This is a genomic window from Pyrococcus sp. ST04 (assembly GCF_000263735.1).
In the GTDB taxonomy this organism is placed as follows: domain Archaea; phylum Methanobacteriota_B; class Thermococci; order Thermococcales; family Thermococcaceae; genus Pyrococcus.
On sequence record NC_017946.1, the window covers coordinates 1,127,647 to 1,145,104 of the forward strand.

A 17,458-nucleotide genomic window follows, 5' to 3' on the forward strand; every position below is an offset into this window, starting at 1 on the left:
ACCAAATAGAATTATTTTCCGCTAGGTATTTAAAGGTTGTCTTACCATTACCGACACTCTAATAAAAGGATAATCGAAGGTTCTAGGCGGTGGGTGTCATGGTTCTAAAGGTTTACAATACCCTCACAAAAAGAAAAGAAGAATTCAAGCCTCTAAAAGAAGGAGAAGTTAGGATGTATGTTTGTGGTCCAACAGTTTACGATTATCCCCATCTGGGCCATGCGAGGACTTACATAGCATTTGACGTGATTAGGAGGTACCTTGAACACAAGGGGTATACGGTTCTCATGGTAATGAACTTTACGGACATTGATGATAAGATAATTAGGAGGGCAAACGAAACTGGGGAAGATCCAAAAGAATTGGCAGAGAAGTTCATAAAAGTATTCTTAGAGGACATGAGGGCTTTGAAAGTTAAACCTGCCGACATATATCCAAGGGTTACTGAACATATAGAAGACATAATAAGGTTCATCGAAAAGCTAATAGAAAAGGGTTATGCCTATGAGGGAAGTGACGGAGTTTATTTTGAAGTACAAAAATTCTCCGAATACGGAAAGCTAAGCGGAATAAAAATCGAAGAACTGAGGAAAGGAGCTAGAGTAGAGCCTGGTGAAGGAAAGAAAAATCCAGAAGACTTTGCTTTATGGAAAAAGGCCAAACCAGGAGAGCCCAAGTGGGAAAGTCCATGGGGAGATGGAAGACCTGGATGGCACATTGAATGTTCAGTTATGAGCAGCAAGTATCTTGGAGAAAGCTTTGACATTCATGGGGGAGGCAACGACTTAATATTTCCCCACCACGAGAATGAAATTGCCCAAAGTGAAGCCTGCTTTGGTCATGAATGGGTTCGTTACTGGCTCCATACTGGCTTTGTTATGGTGAAAGGAGAGAAGATGAGCAAGAGCCTCGGAAACTTTGTGACAGTAAGGGAACTTCTCCAGAGATATAATCCCGAAGTTATAAGATTCTTTGTCCTCCAGAAACACTATAGATCACCACTGGATTACACAGAGGAAGGCCTGCAACATGCCAAAAATAATCTCGAAAGGCTATACAATACTCTCGAAAACATAAGGACTGCAATGAAAGAGGCAGAACTGTCATATACTTGGGGGGAGGAAGAGTTTGAAGCATATGAAGCGATAAAAAGTGCAAAGAGGAAATTCTACGAGGCCATGGATGATGATTTTAACACTGCAGAAGCCTTGAAAGCCGTGTTTGAAGTTAGTAATGCAATAAATAGATATCTAACTGAAGTTGAAAGACCTAAGGAATCAGTGCTAAGAAAAGCGTGGGAATTCTTTAAGATTGTAAGTGAGATATTTGGAATCTTTGAAGACTACTTTAAGGAAGAGAAAGTTGGAGAAGAGGAGAAGTTGATAGAGCTACTGGTTGAAGTTAGGAGTCAACTCAGGAAAGAAAAGAAGTATGATCTTGCCGACAAGATTAGGGAAGAACTAAGAAAGCTTGGAATACAGCTTGAGGACAAGAAAGACAAAACAATATGGAAGAGAATAAATGTCTAATCCTCCGGCCCATGAATGCAAGAAAAGTTCATTGTTAAGAGAACATCTATTAATCCTTTCTCTATGTTCTCTTTTATCTTCGGCATTATTTCCTTTAGTTCTTCCTCTGTAAGTGGTCTCTTATCCTTTAACCTCTTTATCCTGCCGTCATTTTTATCCAACACTATTATCTCATCTCCTTCAAAGTATAGGGGAAGATAATTTATCTTAAATCCGTAAAATTTTTCGGTAAACTCCATTCTTGCCCTAACAAGGGTTAAATATTCTTTTATTTCTTCCATTTCCATCACTTTAACTTTCCTGGAGATGACTTATACACGTTTTGGTAGCTAAAGAACATTCAAGTATTTGTGAACTTGAAAGCTAAGTCCAACATTTTTCTTCCCCAAAATGTCAGATGCTACTTTGTAAAAGCTCATAAGCTTATCCATTGAAACGTCCATTGGTTCCTTTGGTTGAATTGCAAGCGGGGCTAATCCTTTTAGCAGAGATGCATACCACTTAATGTTTTCCGTTTTTGTATCCCTTGTAACAACTAGCTTTGCATACACTTCAGCCCCCGCTTCCCTGAGGATTTTTATGCTTCTAATTTCTCTAAGAACAAGGTCTCTCCAGTTTTTTGTAGCTTTGGCACTCTCATCCTTTATATCGACGCTAGCATAGTCAGTGAGGTCAGCAACCTGAGCTATTAACTCCGGAAACCCCCCATGAGTTTCCAGAAAATTGTCAAAGCCAAGAGACTTTAGTTTGCTCATGAGTATTCTAAGGCCCTTAACCTGGAGAGTTGGCTCGCCCCCAGTGTAACTTATTGAGTGTATATCTCCCGTATCCAACTTTAAAACAGCGTTAATAACTTCATCAACTTCAGCAGGATTGTTCTTATATTCAAATTTCCACGTAAAAGGCTCAACCTCTACCCGGTACTTCTTAACTTTTCTTGCATCCCAGAATTCCCTAGAATCACAGTACGAGCATCTAAGATCACAGCCTGCAAACCTAATAAATATTTGTCTCCTCCCAAATGCACTCCCAGGAACGCTTCCTCCTTCACCCTGCCAGCTATTGAATATCTCGGCCAATATTATCTTCACCACTCAAGCTCCACCCCATAGTCTTTTCCTTCCCACAATACAAGTCTCTTTAGACTTACGTTACCAGGTAGCTTTTCTTTTATTCTTTCAGCAATCCATAGTGCTATGTTTTCAGTTGTTGGATTATCGAAGAATTTGTTAAGATTCCTGTGATCTAATTCTCTAGTTACACTTTCCACAAGCTTTTGGAGCTTTACAAAGTCCATAATATATCCATGCTTTATAGAACCCTCAACTGTGACTTCCAAGAAAAACGTGTGGCCATGAAGCTCTTCCCAGTCTTCTTCAACTTTAACAGCATGAGCAGCATCGAAGCTAGTCCTGACTATTACCCTAGATTTCATGAAACCACCAAGAATAGAATGAATATGGAAATAGATAAAATTAATGGAAGGAAAATCAAATACCCTGGGAAAGGATCTTGGTTGTTACATCATTTCCATTCTTATCATAGATTCTGTAATAGCACTTACATGGGAACTTCATTGCGGCTCTTCTAGCTCCCTCAAGGGCAAACTTTAGGTGTTGCCTGTTTACTCTTATGCTCAGGATCTTCTGATCCTTCTTAAGCCTTGCAGCGAGTCCTATTGGTTTCCCAAAAGGTCTCCTCATTCCATTACCATAACGATCTGCCTTTCTTCCCGTAGCCATTGGGTTTTCTCTGAGAACCTGGAATGGGTAAACCCTTATCTTAAAGTGGTAGTTGCTTCTACCAACGTTCTTCTGGAGGTATCTATTTACTTGCTGCCTAGCAGCTTCAAGGGCATTTTGTCTTATCTGAACTGGTTCGGCCGTGTGAAGTGCCACTTCAAACTCAAAATCGCCTGCAGGGTTCCCCATATCAAATATAGTTATCTTTGGACCAGGGGCTCCTCTTATGTATTCCCTCCTTGTATAAGCGGGCTTGTCAACGTACCTATCTATCTTGGCAGGCCTTAGAGCCATAATCTCACCTCCTGATTATCACAATGAAGCCTATTGGCTAACCTGCTCTCAGTTTTATAAAAGTTTTGGAGCTATACTCTTCTCTTATTTTCAAACTTTCCAATTATATTATTTCTCAGATCGTACACGTATACTTTGTCAAACTTAATAAGGGCAAATCGTTCCATAATATCTCCAACTATCCTGGAATATGCCATAGCCGCTCCACCTAGAATATTGTATTCTGCCTGACTCTCAAATTTCAACCAAATTTTTAATGTATCACCTGAGACTTCAAGGGCAGCAACTACCCCCGAGTCAAGAATATTATCACCAGTTATCGGGTCTATAATGCGCTTAAGCTCTTCAAGCACCTCTTTATATTCTGGAGGCCAATCCCTATCTGGGTGGTACACTTTCATGGTCTTATCTTTAGACGACCCCATTTTAAACTTAATTTTTGAATATGCAAAAAGTTTAAATTTGCTTCTATTGTCAAAAGTAAGGGCAAGAAAAAGTGGAGCGTGATAATAGTGAGACAAGAGGTTTTAGAAAAAGCTAAAAATATTCTAAAATTGACTTTTCCCGCATTACTGGTATGTTTGCTTTTAGATTTTGTTGGTGGGACTGTGCTGGGGGAAAATTATTCAGAGATAGCAACAAAGTTTCCTATTTTACTAGTGGTACTCCCAGGACTTATGGACCTTAGAGGGAATGTTTTTGGGGCTTTAGCATCCCGCTTAACGACTAAACTCAATCTAGGTGTAGTCTCCAGTATCTTTGATAAAGAAGTTCAGAGGGAAATAATTAGGGCGGTGTTTTCTTCCAAGGTTCCTCTTGTATTATTGTGGATCGTAGGAGTGTTACATGTGGATAATTTTAGGTCTGCAATAGATTCTCTGATTGTTGTACTAATGTCTGCTCTCTCAATAGGCCTACTCCTCGGGTACTCTGCTGCCTTGATAACAGTAATTCCATACAAAAAGGGTTTTGACCCTGATCTACTCGCTACCCCATTAATAACCTCTCTTTCTGATATAATTACAATTCCAACGTTAATATTCTTCCTTCACCTTTACGAAGTTAGGAGAGAAGCATTCTACCTCATTTTCGCTTTTATGGTACTTCTCTTAGTTGTTCTTACTATAAAAACTGGTGGAACTTTTGACAGGAGCTTTCGGGAAATTTCTGGTATCCTAACTGGGTTAGTTATCTTGGAAGCATTTGCGGGTTCAATTCTTGAAACTTATTCATCGAGAATATCAAGGGCTATCCTTTTGGCTGTTTTGTACCCTTCTATCCTAGATAGCCTAGGGAATATTGGAAGTGTCGGAGTTGCAAAGCTTTCAACGTACTACCATCTTGAAGGAAGGAGCGGAGTTTTGAATTTTGAGGCATTATTGGAGGTTATTGTGTTAGCTCTCCTCGCAATTCCCTTGGGAATAATCGCAAACTTAGTTGGAATTGTAATAGTCGAGATTCTCCTGCATTCAAAGGCCGGAATAATTGTTCCTTTAATCCTTGGGTTTCCATTAATAACTGTAACTATCTTAGCTATTGGGATAAGTATGGTTCTTTTATCAGAGGCGATTCACTTGGATCCCGATAACCTTGGGGTTCCTCTTATAACTACTATAGCAGATGTCCTAGGGACAATATTCATTGTTAGTTTAGCCAGTTAAAGAAAGAAGTAGAAAAAGCTAAGCGATTTGGAAGATTTTTATTGAGTTCGTTCCTACGGTCTTTTCTATTGGCTTACCCTCCGTCATTAGCACCATGTCGTCGCTCTCTACCAGCCCAAGTCCCTTAATCAGCCTTACTATGTCTTTCTCATCAAATCCTTCCTCAAGGCAGAACGGATAAACCCCATAGCTGAACATTAAGTTGTTGCAGACTCTTTCGTTTGTTGAAAATGCTAGAATCCATTGTTTTGGCTTGAACCTTGAAATTAGCCTTGCCGTTCTTCCCGTCCTTGTCGGGGTCAAGATGAACTTAATATCTACGGTGGACAATGCGTCTATTATACTCCTAGTTATGGCCTCCTTTATGGTTCCCTTATGGGAGTTTGTCTCTAGCCATTCCCTAATTCTGCTCATCCCAAAGCTCTCCCTATATTCCTCAGTAACTCTAGCTATTTTTGCCATCATCTCCACTGCCTCAATTGGAAACTTACCTACTGCCGTCTCTTCTGAAAGCATGACTGCATCTGTACCATCTAAAATAGCGTTTGCAACGTCGGTAACTTCTGCCCTAGTTGGGACTTTTTCAGTGGTCATCGAAACGAGCATTTGGGTTGCAGTTATCACCGGCTTACCTTCCTGGTTGGCCTTCCTTATCAACTTTTTCTGAAGTATTGGAAGCCTTTCTATTGGAACTTCAACTCCCAGGTCTCCCCTAGCTATCATTATCCCATCGGCGGCATTTAATATCTCCTCGAAATTTCTCACTGCATCTGGTCTCTCTATCTTTGCTATTACAAATACATCACCAGCATTCCTTTTTTCCAGGAATCCCTTAACTTTTAGAACGTCATAAACGCTTCCAACAAAGCTTAACCCTATTGCATCTATCCCATGTTCAATCGCAAATTCTATTATTTCCATATCTCTTGGTGTAACTGCTTCTACTGGTAAGTGAGCCTTTGGGATGTTTATGCCTTTTCTTGAGAATAGTCTCCCCCCAGATACTACAACGGCTTCAACTTCATTTTCCTTTACATCTTCAACTCTAAGAACTATGTATCCATCACTGAGATAAATTGTATCCCCCTTTGACACCAGCTTTGGGAACTCTTTGTATTCCACTGGAATCGTTGTTTCATCTCCTTCAACATCTCGTGTTGTTAATACTATTTTTTCTCCCCTCTTTAAATCTACATATCCCCCCTTTATTTCTCCAACTCTTATCTTAAGCCCTGGAAGATCTCCTAATATTGCAACTCTCCTATCGAGCTTCCATGCAACTTCTCTGATCATTTCAATAACTTTTGCATGTTCTTCAAATGTCCCATGGGAGAAGTTTATTCTTGCAACGCTCATTCCGCTCTTTATTAGCTTCTCTATCATTCTCTTGGAGTTTGTAGCAGGACCTATTGTCGCTACTATTTTTGTCTTATGATTGGGCAACTTCACCTTTCCCCACCGGAAGTTATTTTGGTGAACTTCCTAATTTCCTTTACCATTATTAACGAGAGAATTGCTAATGGATAATACGGGAGAAAAGCCAAATGTAAAATCGAAAAAGATCCAAGAGAATACGCTAGTCCAAATATTATCCCTCCAATGAACGTCGATATATTTTGAATCCCATTAATGCCTCCTATTGCCAGAGAAGATCGAGAGTGCGAAACTAAGACTTTTCTAGAGATCGGCCTGAAGGAGTTCACAGAGACTAGTGCCAAGAATATCCCTATGATAATAGTCGGGAGGACTTTAATCGAAGCAAAAAACGGAGATAATCCGGCTAACACAGAGATCAGCCTCAATGCCTGAGTAGTTCCCATTGAATCTGCAATCCAAGACAACAAATACGAAGTCAGAGATGAAAGAAAGCTAACCGTTCCAAGCAAGACTGCCGTTTTTTCCTTGCTCATATCGAGTGATTCCGAAATATAAACATAGGTTACCTCACCAAATGCAAATGCCGAGAGGAAGGAAAACAATGCACCAAGTCCGAGAATTATTTTCGGATCAATTTCAAGCTCTGACTTTTTGTCTCCTGACACTTTTTTAACACTACCTATAAGGAGGTAGGCAAACAGCATCAAAAAGCCTGTGGAGACGTAAAAGAGACCTGATATTACCATTTGGCCTTTTATGCCTAGATTAGACGTAAAAGCGTAAAGATAGTTACCAGTGAGAGATGCTAAACTTCCAGCAAAAAAGTAAATTGCACTAATTCTGGCCCTTATATTCTTGGGGGAAGCATATGCGACGGCAAGTTGTGCTAGAGGCCAGCTAATTCCATTTAAAAACCCGTTAGCGAGTTTTATCCCAACTATTTCCATCCAACTTGTCGCGAGAGAATAAAGATACACCAGGGGGGCATTTAATGCCATTGCAAGGGCTCCAAGAAAAATAAGCCTAGGCCTCTTATCTACTACATAACCCCCTAAAACAGCGGCAAAGGCTCGAGCAAATATGAAAGAAGTTGATATTACAGAGATAGATACCATTGAAGCTTTTAGAACATCCCTGCTATAATAAGCTATTGCGGGAACGGCCAGCCTAAATGCCAACGTACCCGTGAATGCAGATGCTATTAAAAGGATGACCGCTAAGATGTTCTTCTTCACTTCAGACACCAAACTGAACTTTCAGATGAAAGTTTTTAAAACGATTGTCAAGCTTTTTAACCGAAAGTTAAGAACAAAAGGTTGGTGAAGAGAGATGAGAAAGACTGTAGTTGTTATCGGTGGAGGAGCAGCCGGTATGAGCGCAGCCTCTAGGGTAAAGAGGTTAAAGCCCGAATGGGATGTTAAAGTTTTTGAGGCGACAGAATGGGTAAGTCATGCTCCTTGTGGAATTCCTTACGTTGTTGAAGGCATATCTCCAACTGAGAAGTTAATGCACTACCCTCCAGAAGTCTTCATAAAGAAGAGAGGTATAGACCTGCACCTCAACGCCGAAGTAATCGAAGTTGACCAGGGATATGTAAGGGTGAGGGAAGGAGGCGAGGAAAGAAGTTATGAATGGGATTACCTTGTCTTTGCTAATGGGGCCTCGCCAAAGATACCCCCTGTGGAAGGCATTGAACTTAAAGGTGTATTCACTGCAGATCTACCTCCAGATGCCGTTGCAATAAAAGAGTATATGGAGAAAAATGAAGTGAGAGATGTTGTTATAGTTGGAGGGGGATATATAGGGGTTGAAATGGCGGAGGCTTTTGCTGTCCAGGGGAAAAACGTGACTGTTATAGAAAGAGGTGATAGAATCCTAAAAAGGTCATTTGATAAAGAGGTCACTGACATTCTAGAAGAGAGAATGAAGCAACACGTGAACTTAAGGCTTCAGGAAATTATAATGAGGATCGAAGGAAAAGATCGAGTTGAAAAGGTTGTTACCGATGCAGGAGAGTATAAAGCTGATCTCGTTGTTCTTGCTACTGGTATAAAGCCAAACACTGAACTAGCTCGTCAACTTGGGGTTAGAATTGGAGAGACTGGGGCAATATGGACCAATGAAAAGATGCAAACCAGCGTTGAGAACGTGTATGCTGCTGGAGATGTTGCTGAAACAAGACACGTTATCACAGGAAGAAGAGTTTGGATGCCTCTTGCACCAGCGGGTAACAAGATGGGGTATGTAGCGGGAAGCAACATAGCAGGCAAAGAAATAACCTTCCCAGGAGTCCTTGGAACTAGTGTGACCAAGTTCATGGATATAGAAATAGGAAAAACTGGGCTGACAGAAAGAGAAGCAATAAGGGAAGGATACGACGTAAGAACGGCATTCATAAAGGCAAGTACAAGACCACATTACTACCCAGGTGCAAAACCAATTTGGCTAAAAGGAGTCGTGGACAATGAGACTAATAAGCTCCTTGGAGTCCAAGTAGTTGGTTCTGAAATATTACCAAGAATAGATACGGCTGCTGCAATGCTAATGGCAGGATTTACGACAAAAGATGCCTTCTTTACAGATTTGGCATACGCCCCTCCATTTGCTCCAGTTTGGGATCCCCTTGTCGTTCTTGCTAGAGTCCTAAAGTTTTAACTTATTCTATTATCCTTTTCATCCAACTACCACTCAAAAACCAAGCCAGACCAATAATTGCCGAAATTACGTTACTAAGCCCCATCCCTATCCAAACACCAGCACTGTCTTCCAATATCCTTCCTAAAAAGTAGCTTAGTGGGATTCTTAGGCCCCACAGTCTTATTGTTCCTAGAACAAGATTTTTCTTTGTATGGCCGGCAGAGGAAAAAACGTTAGTGACTGCTGAAAATATCCCAAAGAATGGAAACGATGCGGCAAAATACTTAACAACCTTTTCGCTCTCTCTTAATATTCCAGGGTCATGGGTAAACACCATAAAGATTTTCTCCCTGAAAACTATGAACAGTATTGTTCCCGTCGATAATATTGCAAAGTTAATCAGCATGGCCTTTTCAGCAATTTTCTTGGCCCTTTCATATTTTTCAGCTCCAACGTTTTGCCCAATCATAGTTCCCATTGCCTGACTTATCCCATTTGCAAAAGCGAACATGAAGTTTGTTAGCCTATTTGTAATTGTATAGGTAGCAAATGCTACTGTCCCAAACTCATATATTATCCTAGTTAGGAGAACAAAGCCAAACGAGTTGGCAGAATCCCCAAGGGTTGCCGGAAGACCTATCTTGAAGGTTTTCCAGTAGAGGCCAAGATCTGGCTTCATATCCTCTAGGGTCAGATGGACACTTACCTTCCCTGTAAAGAGAAGGTAACCTCCTATGACTGAACCTACTCCCTCAGAAACAACGGTTGCTAATGCAGCCCCAAGCACTCCAAGTTTCAGGGGAAATATGAATATCGGATCTAAGACCATGTTGAGTATTATTGTTAATATGTTCACTGCAACAGGAGTTTTAGTGTCCCCGACAGCTCTCAAAATGAAATTGAAAGCGTAAAGTGTGAGTGCTATGGGAATTCCTGCAAATACTATCCTCATGTATCTCAGGGCAAATGGATAAACTTCTGGGGTCACCTTAACAAACCTAAGCGCATATGAAGAGATTAATATCCCAAAAACTGCCAGAATCGATGACAAAACTAGAAGAAGAGCATAGAGAGAACCAGCAACTCTGCTCGCCTTTTTGAAGTCTCCAGCACCCACATATTGGCTCACCATTGCAAACCCAGCAACGACAAAACCGCTTCCAAGGCTTGTCATAAACCAGAGAAGAGGCCAAACGGTTCCGGGAGCGGAAAGTTCAGCTCTACCAAGCTTTGCTAACCAGAACGTGTCAGCAAGGTTATACATAACCTGAACTAAATTGTTAACTATCAGAGGGAATGCAAGCTTTAAAAGTGTCTTCTCAATGCTCCCGTGAAGTATCTCCTCTCTGGCCTTTTGAAGAGTTGACATCAGATATCCATCGAAGCGTTATAATAAAAAGTTTATTATGGGAATAATAACCATCACAGAACATCAAAGCTTATCTCAAGGAGCCCTTTGCTTTTTCTAAATCTAACCTTTCTAATTCTTATCTCTCCAACTTCTCCCGTCGTCATCGTGTGCTCCTTATTGCAAGCATTAATATTCCACCCTTTTATTTCAACGACTTTCAAGATCTTAATGTCATCTGGAACCGGGAAAAGATCGTACATATCTTCACCAAACATTTCCTCAGCCTTTTCTCTCGGAAGCTCATGCACAATTATTGGAACGTTCTCCCTAACCTTTTCATTCGCAAGTCTCTCGATCTTTCTGATTTCCTCTTCCGTTGGCTTTCTATTGAATTTAACAACAAGAACTCCTCTGTTTCCCTTGACATAGGTTGAAGCTGTCCATTTAGCTTCTTTCCCAAGAACTTTAACAACAGCTCCCTTAACTACATGAAGGGCAGTATGCGCTCTTACTTCTTCTGCTGTCATGCCTTATCTTAAGTCTTATCTGAGATATAAAGTTTAAAGGAAAAACACTACATTTTAACGAAATGAACCGAGCATGAGATGCAAGGATCGAAAGCTCTAATGACCTCCTCAAGTTTTGCTTTTAATGAATCCTCGGGTAGTGAACCATACATTCTCCTTGCATCCTCAAGAAGACTAAGCTCCATTATTCCCTGATTGAAAGCCGTGGGCGTTATTGTGTTGGACCACACAATTTTCCCATCCTCTATCCTGTAGTGATGAACTAGAACTCCTCTCGGTGCTTCCACGTATCCTACTCCTTCCCCCTCCTTCTCCTCAGGCTCAACTATCACTTTCTCAATGCCCTCACATAACAATTCCTCACAGATCTTAGAAACTTTCTCAAGGGCATAGACAAGTTCTATCGCTTGAGCTAGATTATTATAGATAACATACCTGCTCTCAATTTTCTCCCTATGTTCCCTTAACAATCTCTCAGCTTCTCCGGATTCAGCAATGCCCTTCAAGAGCACTCTAGCTAGTGCACCTACAAAGATAGGGCTCCCTTTATAATATGTGTGTTTAGCAAAGCTATAACTGACTGGCACTTCCTCTAGATCTTCATACTGAATCCTTTCTCCTTCAATAATTAATTCATCACCCCATAGGTATTCACTAGTCGTCATTGCTGTTTCAGCTTTTGCACCCCTGGGTTCCTGGGATGCAAATATTCCAACAACTCTCCTAGCGAACCTGACAAGAGACCTTGCATGTTTCGCTATGTTCTCAAGCTCCGCCTCACTTGGGTACCTACCAAATCCCCCTGGCTTTACGTTTATTCCATGTATCTCTCTTCCTCCTATCACCTCTCTAATCGTGTTTCCCAATGCCTTAATTGCTAATCCCTCTTTGATAATCTCTCCGTGCCTTTGAACCATTGAAATGGCATCAGGGTACCCTAGAACATCTGGAAGTGCTAGGAGGTACAGGTGTAGAGAATGGCTTTCAATGATCTCCCCCCAAAGACCAAGTTCCCTGAGTTTATTTACGCTCTCAGGTACATCAATTTTAAGAGCATTTTCTATGGCTCTAACCGATGCTATTGAATGGGAGAGGTAACAGATTGCACATATCCTAGCTTCTAAATCGGGCACATCCCAGTAATTCCTTCCTAAAGTTAAAACTTCGAAGAATCTTGGTCCTTCTAGTATTTTAACCCTTGCCTCTTTTATTGTCCCGTTCTCCACTACTATCTCAGCTTTTCCCACTCCTTCAACCCTCGTAAATTCATCCAATTCTATAATCATCACTCACCACCTTGCAAAAGTCCTAAGCTTTTTGCTAATCTCCTCTTCTGGAAGGATATTTTTCAGAACTTCAACCATTCCTGGAATGTTAGCATCCATAGAAGGGCCCCTACATCCAATGCATCCTAACCCCAACGCCGGACATTGGGCATTGCATCCACCAGCAGTTACAGGACCAAGACATGGGATGCCTTTCTTTAAGAGAACACACTCGTACTCATTAAGCTTACATTCTAGGCACACGGGATAGTCCTTTGCAACTGGTTCGACTCCTCTTGCTAGTTCCATGAGAACTTGAAAGAGCTCCTCCTTGTTATACGGGCATCCGGGAATAGCAAAGTCCACTGGAACATGGTCTACAACAGGTCTTGGGTCAAATACCTTTGTTGGACCTCTTATATCCCCATAAATTCTCCGAAAGGCTGCTTTGGTATCATCTACGCTCCCCTGAACGCTTCCATGTGTTGCGCAGGTTCCTAGAGCTATTAAATATTCGCTTCTGTTTCTAGCATCTTTAAGAACCTCCAAATCCCTCTGAGTTGAGACCGTTCCAGTAACTATTGCCACATCAAGCTTTTCTCTGCTCCGAGATGAACTTGCCATATGGAATTCCGTTATCTCGTAGAACTCAAGAATGTCGAAGAGTTTTTCGTATAAGAACAGTATGTTGAGAGCACAACCTCCGCAGTCGGTAAGCTCAAAAACTCCTAGTTTCATCTTCATCATATCAACCCCCTCGTAGAAAGGGCATCCCAATACGTGAAGACGGGACCGTCTTTGCAGATATATTTCATAGAGACGCTGGTTCCAACGACGCAATGCCCGCACTTTCCAATTCCGCACTTCATCCTTCTTTCTAACGTCATGTAAATTCTCCCGGGGGAAAGACCCCTGTCCAAGAGCTCTTTTATCACGAACTTGTACATAACAGGCGGGCCACATATGAGGGCATAAGAATTCTCCACATTGAACTCTTCACCCCTAAACAAATCCGTGACAACTCCTTTACACACTTTTTCTGAAAATCCTTTCTCGAGGTATATACATGAAGGGGTTTCAACTTCGTACGCAAGCTTAACGTGGCAGTTTAGCTTCTCTCCATGCTTAAGCAGGTATATTATCTCATCACGAAACAGAATATCTTCGTAACTCTTTGTTCCATAGAACAGGTAGATTCTCTCAAATTTTCCTGTATCTATGGCATACCATAGGACAGAGCGAAGAGGGGCCATTCCGAGACCGCCAGCTACTAGAATAAGGTTTGATCCTTCCATCTTCTCAAGAGGAAACCCATTTCCATAGGGGCCCCTTATTCCTATACTATCACCTTCGTCGAACTTGTGAATTAACCTCGTTAGTCTCCCAACCCTCCTTATGCATAGCTGAATAGGCTTTCTTGTAGGAGGAGAGCATAGGCTTATTGGAAACTCTCCATAGCCCCTCAAATCAACAATGACAAACTGACCAGGCTTAAATGTGAATGTACTCTCAAGTTCTCTATCGGTAAATCGAAGTGTGAAGAGTTTTTCTCTGGAAGTTAGTTCCCTAATTTCAATTATCTTCGCTTCATAACTCTCATAGGGGTTCATATTAACCCCTCCCTAATCTCCTCGAGAACCTTAACGTGTTCTATCCTGGCGGGACAGAACTCATCACACCTTCCACACCCAACGCAGTTAAAGCCGGCAGATGGATCAAAATAGCTCTTACAGTAGTAGCGATGCCTAAAACGGTCTAATCGAGTTGGTCTAAAGTTATGACCCCCCGCAACTAAGCCATGAGTTGGCATGAAGCATGAGTCATATCTTCTTTCTCTTACCGCCTCATATGCCCTTGTCCAGTTATCACAGACCTCGTAACATCTACACGTTGGACATACAAGTGTACAGTTCCCACAGCCTAAACATTTCTCAGAATATTTCTTCCATACGGGGCTATTAAATGCCAAGTCAAGTATATCTGCCAGACCTTCTCTATTTATTTCTCTTTTGAATGCCTTTGCCCTTTTTTCTTCAAATTCCTTGAAGTTCTTGAGATCTTCATCGGTAACTTCATCAAATAATTCTTGATTCTCCCACACGATCTCATGTCCTTTTATGCTTCCTACCCTCACTAGCCAGCCGTCTGGAAGCTCGTGAAGGAAAAGGTCAAACCCATCCATTGCAAAGTCTGTACCTAGACTCTTACAGAAGCAGTATTCATCAGGCATACAGCTAATTCCCACAATGAAAGCGTTATCTCTCCTCGCTTTGTAATATGGGTCTATAGGATCCTGGAGGTATACTCTGTCAAGTATCTTTAATCCGTGAATATCACAGGAATGCACTCCAAACAATACGAATTTTTCTACATCCTTTACTTCCTCCCATGTATTCTGCTTCAGCCTGAATAACTGATCTCTCGGTTTGACAAAGAACTTTTTTGGTGGAAGTATTGTTCTCCTGTACTTGAGTGCTAAATCTTTAACATTGTCAACATGTTCAAATGTATACGTTGAGTTATGCTTCACTGGACCATATATTTTGCCAATCTCCTTTAAGCTCTCAAAAAATTCAGAAAAGTTTTCGGATGAAAGCTTAACGTATCTCATGAATCTTCCCTCCTTGATATTTTGTAATGATAAAATGAGGTGATAAGAATTTCCAAAACGCCATTTTGACAACTTAAAGTTTTGAACAAATGGTGGAATACATCGAAAGAAATTTTTATTATACCCAAAATAGAAATTTACCAAGGTGATGCCAGTGTACAAAATTTTACGGAAAGAACGACTCGCTCCTGGCATTAATCTTTTTGAGATAGAAGCTCCCAGAGTTGCAAAACATGCAAAACCAGGACAATTTGTGATAATTAGGTTACATGAAAGAGGAGAAAGAATACCCTTGACAATTGCCGACGTTGACATAAGTAAAGGTTCAGTTACAATAGTTGCCCAAGAGGTAGGAAAGACAACACATGAGCTGGGAACTTACAATGAAGGTGATTACATACTTGATTTTCTAGGTCCCCTGGGAAAGCCAAGCCATATAGACAAATTTGGAACAGTTGTAATGGTGGGAGGTGGGGTTGGAGTTGCAGAGATATACCCCGTTGCAAAAGCCATGAAGCAAGCTGGAAACTATGTGATATCGATTTTAGGATTCAGAACCAAGGAACTAGTCTTCTGGGAGGACAAACTCAGGGAAGTAAGTGATGAGGTAATAGTAACTACAAATGATGGAAGTTATGGAATGAAGGGATTTACGACACATGCACTTCAAAAACTAATAGAAGAAGGAAGAAAAATCGATCTTGTGCATGCAGTTGGCCCAGCAATTATGATGAAAGCTGTAGCAGAGCTAACAAAGCCTTATGGAATAAAAACCATGGCAAGCCTCAATCCCATTATGGTAGATGGAACGGGAATGTGTGGTGCCTGCAGAGTGACTGTTGGGGGAGAAATAAAGTTTGCATGTGTTGATGGGCCTGAATTTGACGCACACTTGGTTGATTGGGATGAGCTTATGAAGAGACTCACATACTATCGCGACCTTGAATTGATAAGCTTTGAAAAATGGAAGAGGGAAAGGGGGATGGTTTGAATGCCCAAGCTTATCAAGGAGAGGGTTCCTACTCCTGAGAGGCCTGTTGAGGAGAGGGTTAGGGATTTTGGTGAGGTTAATCTTGGTTATACTTGGGAGTTGGCTTTGAAGGAGGCTGAGAGATGCTTACAATGCCCAAAAGAATACGCACCCTGCATCAAAGGATGCCCAGTTAACATAGACATCCCAGGATTCATTGGAGCATTGAGGAAATATAGAGATGATCCAGATAAAGCAGTTAAAGAAGCATTAAAGATAATTTGGGCTTGTAATTCTTTACCCGCAATTACTGGTAGGGTTTGTCCTCAGGAGGATCAGTGTGAGGGTGTTTGTGTTGTCGGCAAGGTTGGAGATCCAGTAAACATTGGAAAACTCGAAAGATTCGTAGCAGACTACGCAAGAGAAAAAGGAATAGAAGATGAACTTCTCAGAGAACAAGTTGGTGAAATTAAAAAGAATGGGAAGAAGGTGGCTGTTATTGGTGCTGGGCCTGCAGGCTTAACCTGCGCAGCAGAACTAGCAAAAATGGGCTACGAAGTAACAATCTTCGAAGCCCTCCACAAGCCTGGGGGGGTTCTCATTTATGGAATTCCTGAATTCAGACTACCAAAGAAAATCGTTGAAAGAGAATTAGCTAAGCTCAAAGAGCTTGGAGTAAAGATAGAAACTAATGTTCTTGTTGGAAAAACGATAACCTTCGAAGAGCTTAGAGAGGAATTTGATGCAATATTTATAGGAACTGGAGCTGGAACTCCTAGGATATTCCCCTGGCCAGGGGTCAATCTTAATGGCATCTATTCAGCTAATGAGTTCTTGACTAGAATTAATCTCATGAAGGCTTACAAATTCCCAGAATATGATACCCCCATAAAAGTTGGGAAAAAAGTAGCAGTTATTGGAGCAGGTAACACAGCAATGGATGCTGCTAGATCAGCATTAAGACTTGGAGCTGAGGTGTGGATTCTTTACAGAAGAACAAGGAAAGAAATGACTGCGAGAGAAGAAGAAATAAAGCACGCTGAAGAAGAAGGAGTTAAATTTATGTTTTTAGTTTCTCCAAAGAGATTCATTGGGGACGAGAACGGCAATTTAAAAGCCATTGAACTTGAAAAGATGAAGCTTGGAGAGCCAGATGAAAGTGGAAGAAGGAGGCCAATACCAACTGGAGAAACATTCGTAATGGAATTTGATACTGCAATTATAGCCATAGGCCAGACCCCCAATAAGACTTTCTTAGAGACGGTTCCTGGACTTAAAGTGGACAAGTGGGGAAGAATAGTTGTTGATGAGAATTTGATGACTTCTATTCCTGGGGTTTTTGCTGGTGGGGACGCAATCAGGGGAGAAGCAACAGTAATCCTAGCAATGGGAGACGGAAGAAAAGCAGCAAAAGCAATCCACGAATACCTAACACGAGAGGCCTCTTAACTTTTCATATTTTTTGGGAAAACTACTTAAAAGATCAATTTCTGG

General features: G+C 41.2%; 18 protein-coding genes. 5 read left to right on the plus strand and 13 right to left on the minus strand.

The genetic code is table 11. The annotated features are described in order from the left end of the window. Window positions 1-98: 98 nt before the first annotated feature. Entirely contained in the window at window positions 99-1,529 is a 1,431-nt protein-coding gene (gene cysS, locus PY04_RS05840) for a cysteine--tRNA ligase (protein WP_048056040.1), read from the plus strand. On the opposite strand, the gene PY04_RS05845 is transcribed toward cysS, so the two are convergent. The 5 genes from PY04_RS05845 to PY04_RS05865 form a co-directional block, all read right to left on the minus strand. Beyond that, complete coding sequence (locus PY04_RS05845; protein ID WP_014734217.1) at window positions 1,526-1,810, minus strand: hypothetical protein; 285 nt, start codon at window positions 1,808-1,810, stop codon at window positions 1,526-1,528. The two genes, cysS and PY04_RS05845, sit on opposite strands and share 4 nt — an antisense overlap. Window positions 1,811-1,858: 48 nt before the next feature. Continuing rightward, complete coding sequence (locus PY04_RS05850) at window positions 1,859-2,620, minus strand: 7-carboxy-7-deazaguanine synthase QueE (protein ID WP_014734218.1); 762 nt, start codon at window positions 2,618-2,620, stop codon at window positions 1,859-1,861. Then, on the minus strand, window positions 2,617-2,964 hold the full coding sequence (locus PY04_RS05855) for a 6-pyruvoyl tetrahydropterin synthase family protein (protein ID WP_014734219.1): 348 nt from the start codon (window positions 2,962-2,964) through the stop codon (window positions 2,617-2,619). The genes PY04_RS05850 and PY04_RS05855 overlap by 4 nt, the downstream gene beginning before the upstream one ends. Before the next feature lie 55 nt (window positions 2,965-3,019). Further along, window positions 3,020-3,565 (minus strand): 50S ribosomal protein L16, encoded by a 546-nt coding sequence (locus PY04_RS05860; protein ID WP_014734220.1) that lies wholly within the window; start codon window positions 3,563-3,565, stop codon window positions 3,020-3,022. Window positions 3,566-3,636: 71 nt separating this feature from the next. Then, the gene (locus PY04_RS05865; protein WP_014734221.1) at window positions 3,637-3,966 is read right to left on the minus strand and encodes an iron-sulfur cluster assembly protein; all 330 of its coding nucleotides are present in this window, start codon (window positions 3,964-3,966) and stop codon (window positions 3,637-3,639) included. A 207-nt stretch (window positions 3,967-4,173) separates the two neighbouring features. On the opposite strand from PY04_RS05865, the gene PY04_RS05870 reads away from it, so the two are divergent. Beyond that, window positions 4,174-5,226 carry a magnesium transporter gene (locus tag PY04_RS05870; protein ID WP_052306422.1) on the plus strand — a complete coding sequence of 351 codons (1,053 nt, stop codon included), beginning with the start codon at window positions 4,174-4,176 and terminating at the stop codon, window positions 5,224-5,226. Window positions 5,227-5,244: 18 nt separating this feature from the next. On the opposite strand, the gene pyk is transcribed toward PY04_RS05870, so the two are convergent. Together pyk and PY04_RS05880 are read right to left on the minus strand one after the other, a co-directional pair. After that, on the minus strand, window positions 5,245-6,675 hold the full coding sequence (pyk, locus tag PY04_RS05875; RefSeq protein ID WP_014734223.1) for a pyruvate kinase: 1,431 nt from the start codon (window positions 6,673-6,675) through the stop codon (window positions 5,245-5,247). Then, complete coding sequence (locus PY04_RS05880) at window positions 6,672-7,847, minus strand: MFS transporter (protein ID WP_237710113.1); 1,176 nt, start codon at window positions 7,845-7,847, stop codon at window positions 6,672-6,674. Before PY04_RS05880 ends, pyk begins: the two co-directional genes overlap by 4 nt. Window positions 7,848-7,932: 85 nt before the next feature. Between PY04_RS05880 and cdr the strand changes: the two genes are divergently transcribed. Then, window positions 7,933-9,258 carry a CoA-disulfide reductase gene (gene cdr, locus PY04_RS05885; protein WP_048056043.1) on the plus strand — a complete coding sequence of 442 codons (1,326 nt, stop codon included), beginning with the start codon at window positions 7,933-7,935 and terminating at the stop codon, window positions 9,256-9,258. A gap of 1 nt (window position 9,259) precedes the next feature. On the opposite strand, the gene PY04_RS05890 is transcribed toward cdr, so the two are convergent. From PY04_RS05890 to shyB, 6 genes are read right to left on the minus strand one after another with little or no spacing between them, the layout of a single operon-like run. Further along, the gene (locus PY04_RS05890) at window positions 9,260-10,609 is read right to left on the minus strand and encodes an MATE family efflux transporter (protein ID WP_014734226.1); all 1,350 of its coding nucleotides are present in this window, start codon (window positions 10,607-10,609) and stop codon (window positions 9,260-9,262) included. 53 nt (window positions 10,610-10,662) lie between these two features. Continuing rightward, complete coding sequence (locus tag PY04_RS05895; protein ID WP_014734227.1) at window positions 10,663-11,118, minus strand: alanyl-tRNA editing protein AlaX; 456 nt, start codon at window positions 11,116-11,118, stop codon at window positions 10,663-10,665. 47 nt (window positions 11,119-11,165) lie between these two features. Then, window positions 11,166-12,404 (minus strand): NAD(P)-dependent hydrogenase/sulfhydrogenase 2 subunit alpha, encoded by a 1,239-nt coding sequence (gene shyA, locus PY04_RS05900; RefSeq protein ID WP_014734228.1) that lies wholly within the window; start codon window positions 12,402-12,404, stop codon window positions 11,166-11,168. 3 nt (window positions 12,405-12,407) lie between these two features. After that, window positions 12,408-13,121: a hydrogenase gene (locus PY04_RS05905; protein ID WP_048056221.1), complete on the minus strand. Its 714-nt coding sequence runs from the start codon at window positions 13,119-13,121 to the stop codon at window positions 12,408-12,410. 5 nt (window positions 13,122-13,126) lie between these two features. Beyond that, window positions 13,127-13,993 carry an NAD(P)-dependent hydrogenase/sulfhydrogenase 2 subunit gamma gene (gene shyC, locus PY04_RS05910; protein ID WP_014734230.1) on the minus strand — a complete coding sequence of 289 codons (867 nt, stop codon included), beginning with the start codon at window positions 13,991-13,993 and terminating at the stop codon, window positions 13,127-13,129. Further along, window positions 13,990-14,994: an NAD(P)-dependent hydrogenase/sulfhydrogenase 2 subunit beta gene (gene shyB, locus PY04_RS05915; RefSeq protein WP_014734231.1), complete on the minus strand. Its 1,005-nt coding sequence runs from the start codon at window positions 14,992-14,994 to the stop codon at window positions 13,990-13,992. Before shyB ends, shyC begins: the two co-directional genes overlap by 4 nt. A gap of 154 nt (window positions 14,995-15,148) precedes the next feature. Here shyB and PY04_RS05920 point away from each other — a divergent pair, with 154 nt between their 5' ends. Next, on the plus strand, window positions 15,149-15,985 hold the full coding sequence (locus PY04_RS05920; protein WP_048056044.1) for a sulfide/dihydroorotate dehydrogenase-like FAD/NAD-binding protein: 837 nt from the start codon (window positions 15,149-15,151) through the stop codon (window positions 15,983-15,985). Next, the gene (gltA, locus tag PY04_RS05925; protein ID WP_014734233.1) at window positions 15,986-17,413 is read left to right on the plus strand and encodes an NADPH-dependent glutamate synthase; all 1,428 of its coding nucleotides are present in this window, start codon (window positions 15,986-15,988) and stop codon (window positions 17,411-17,413) included. Window positions 17,414-17,458: the final 45 nt, after the last annotated feature.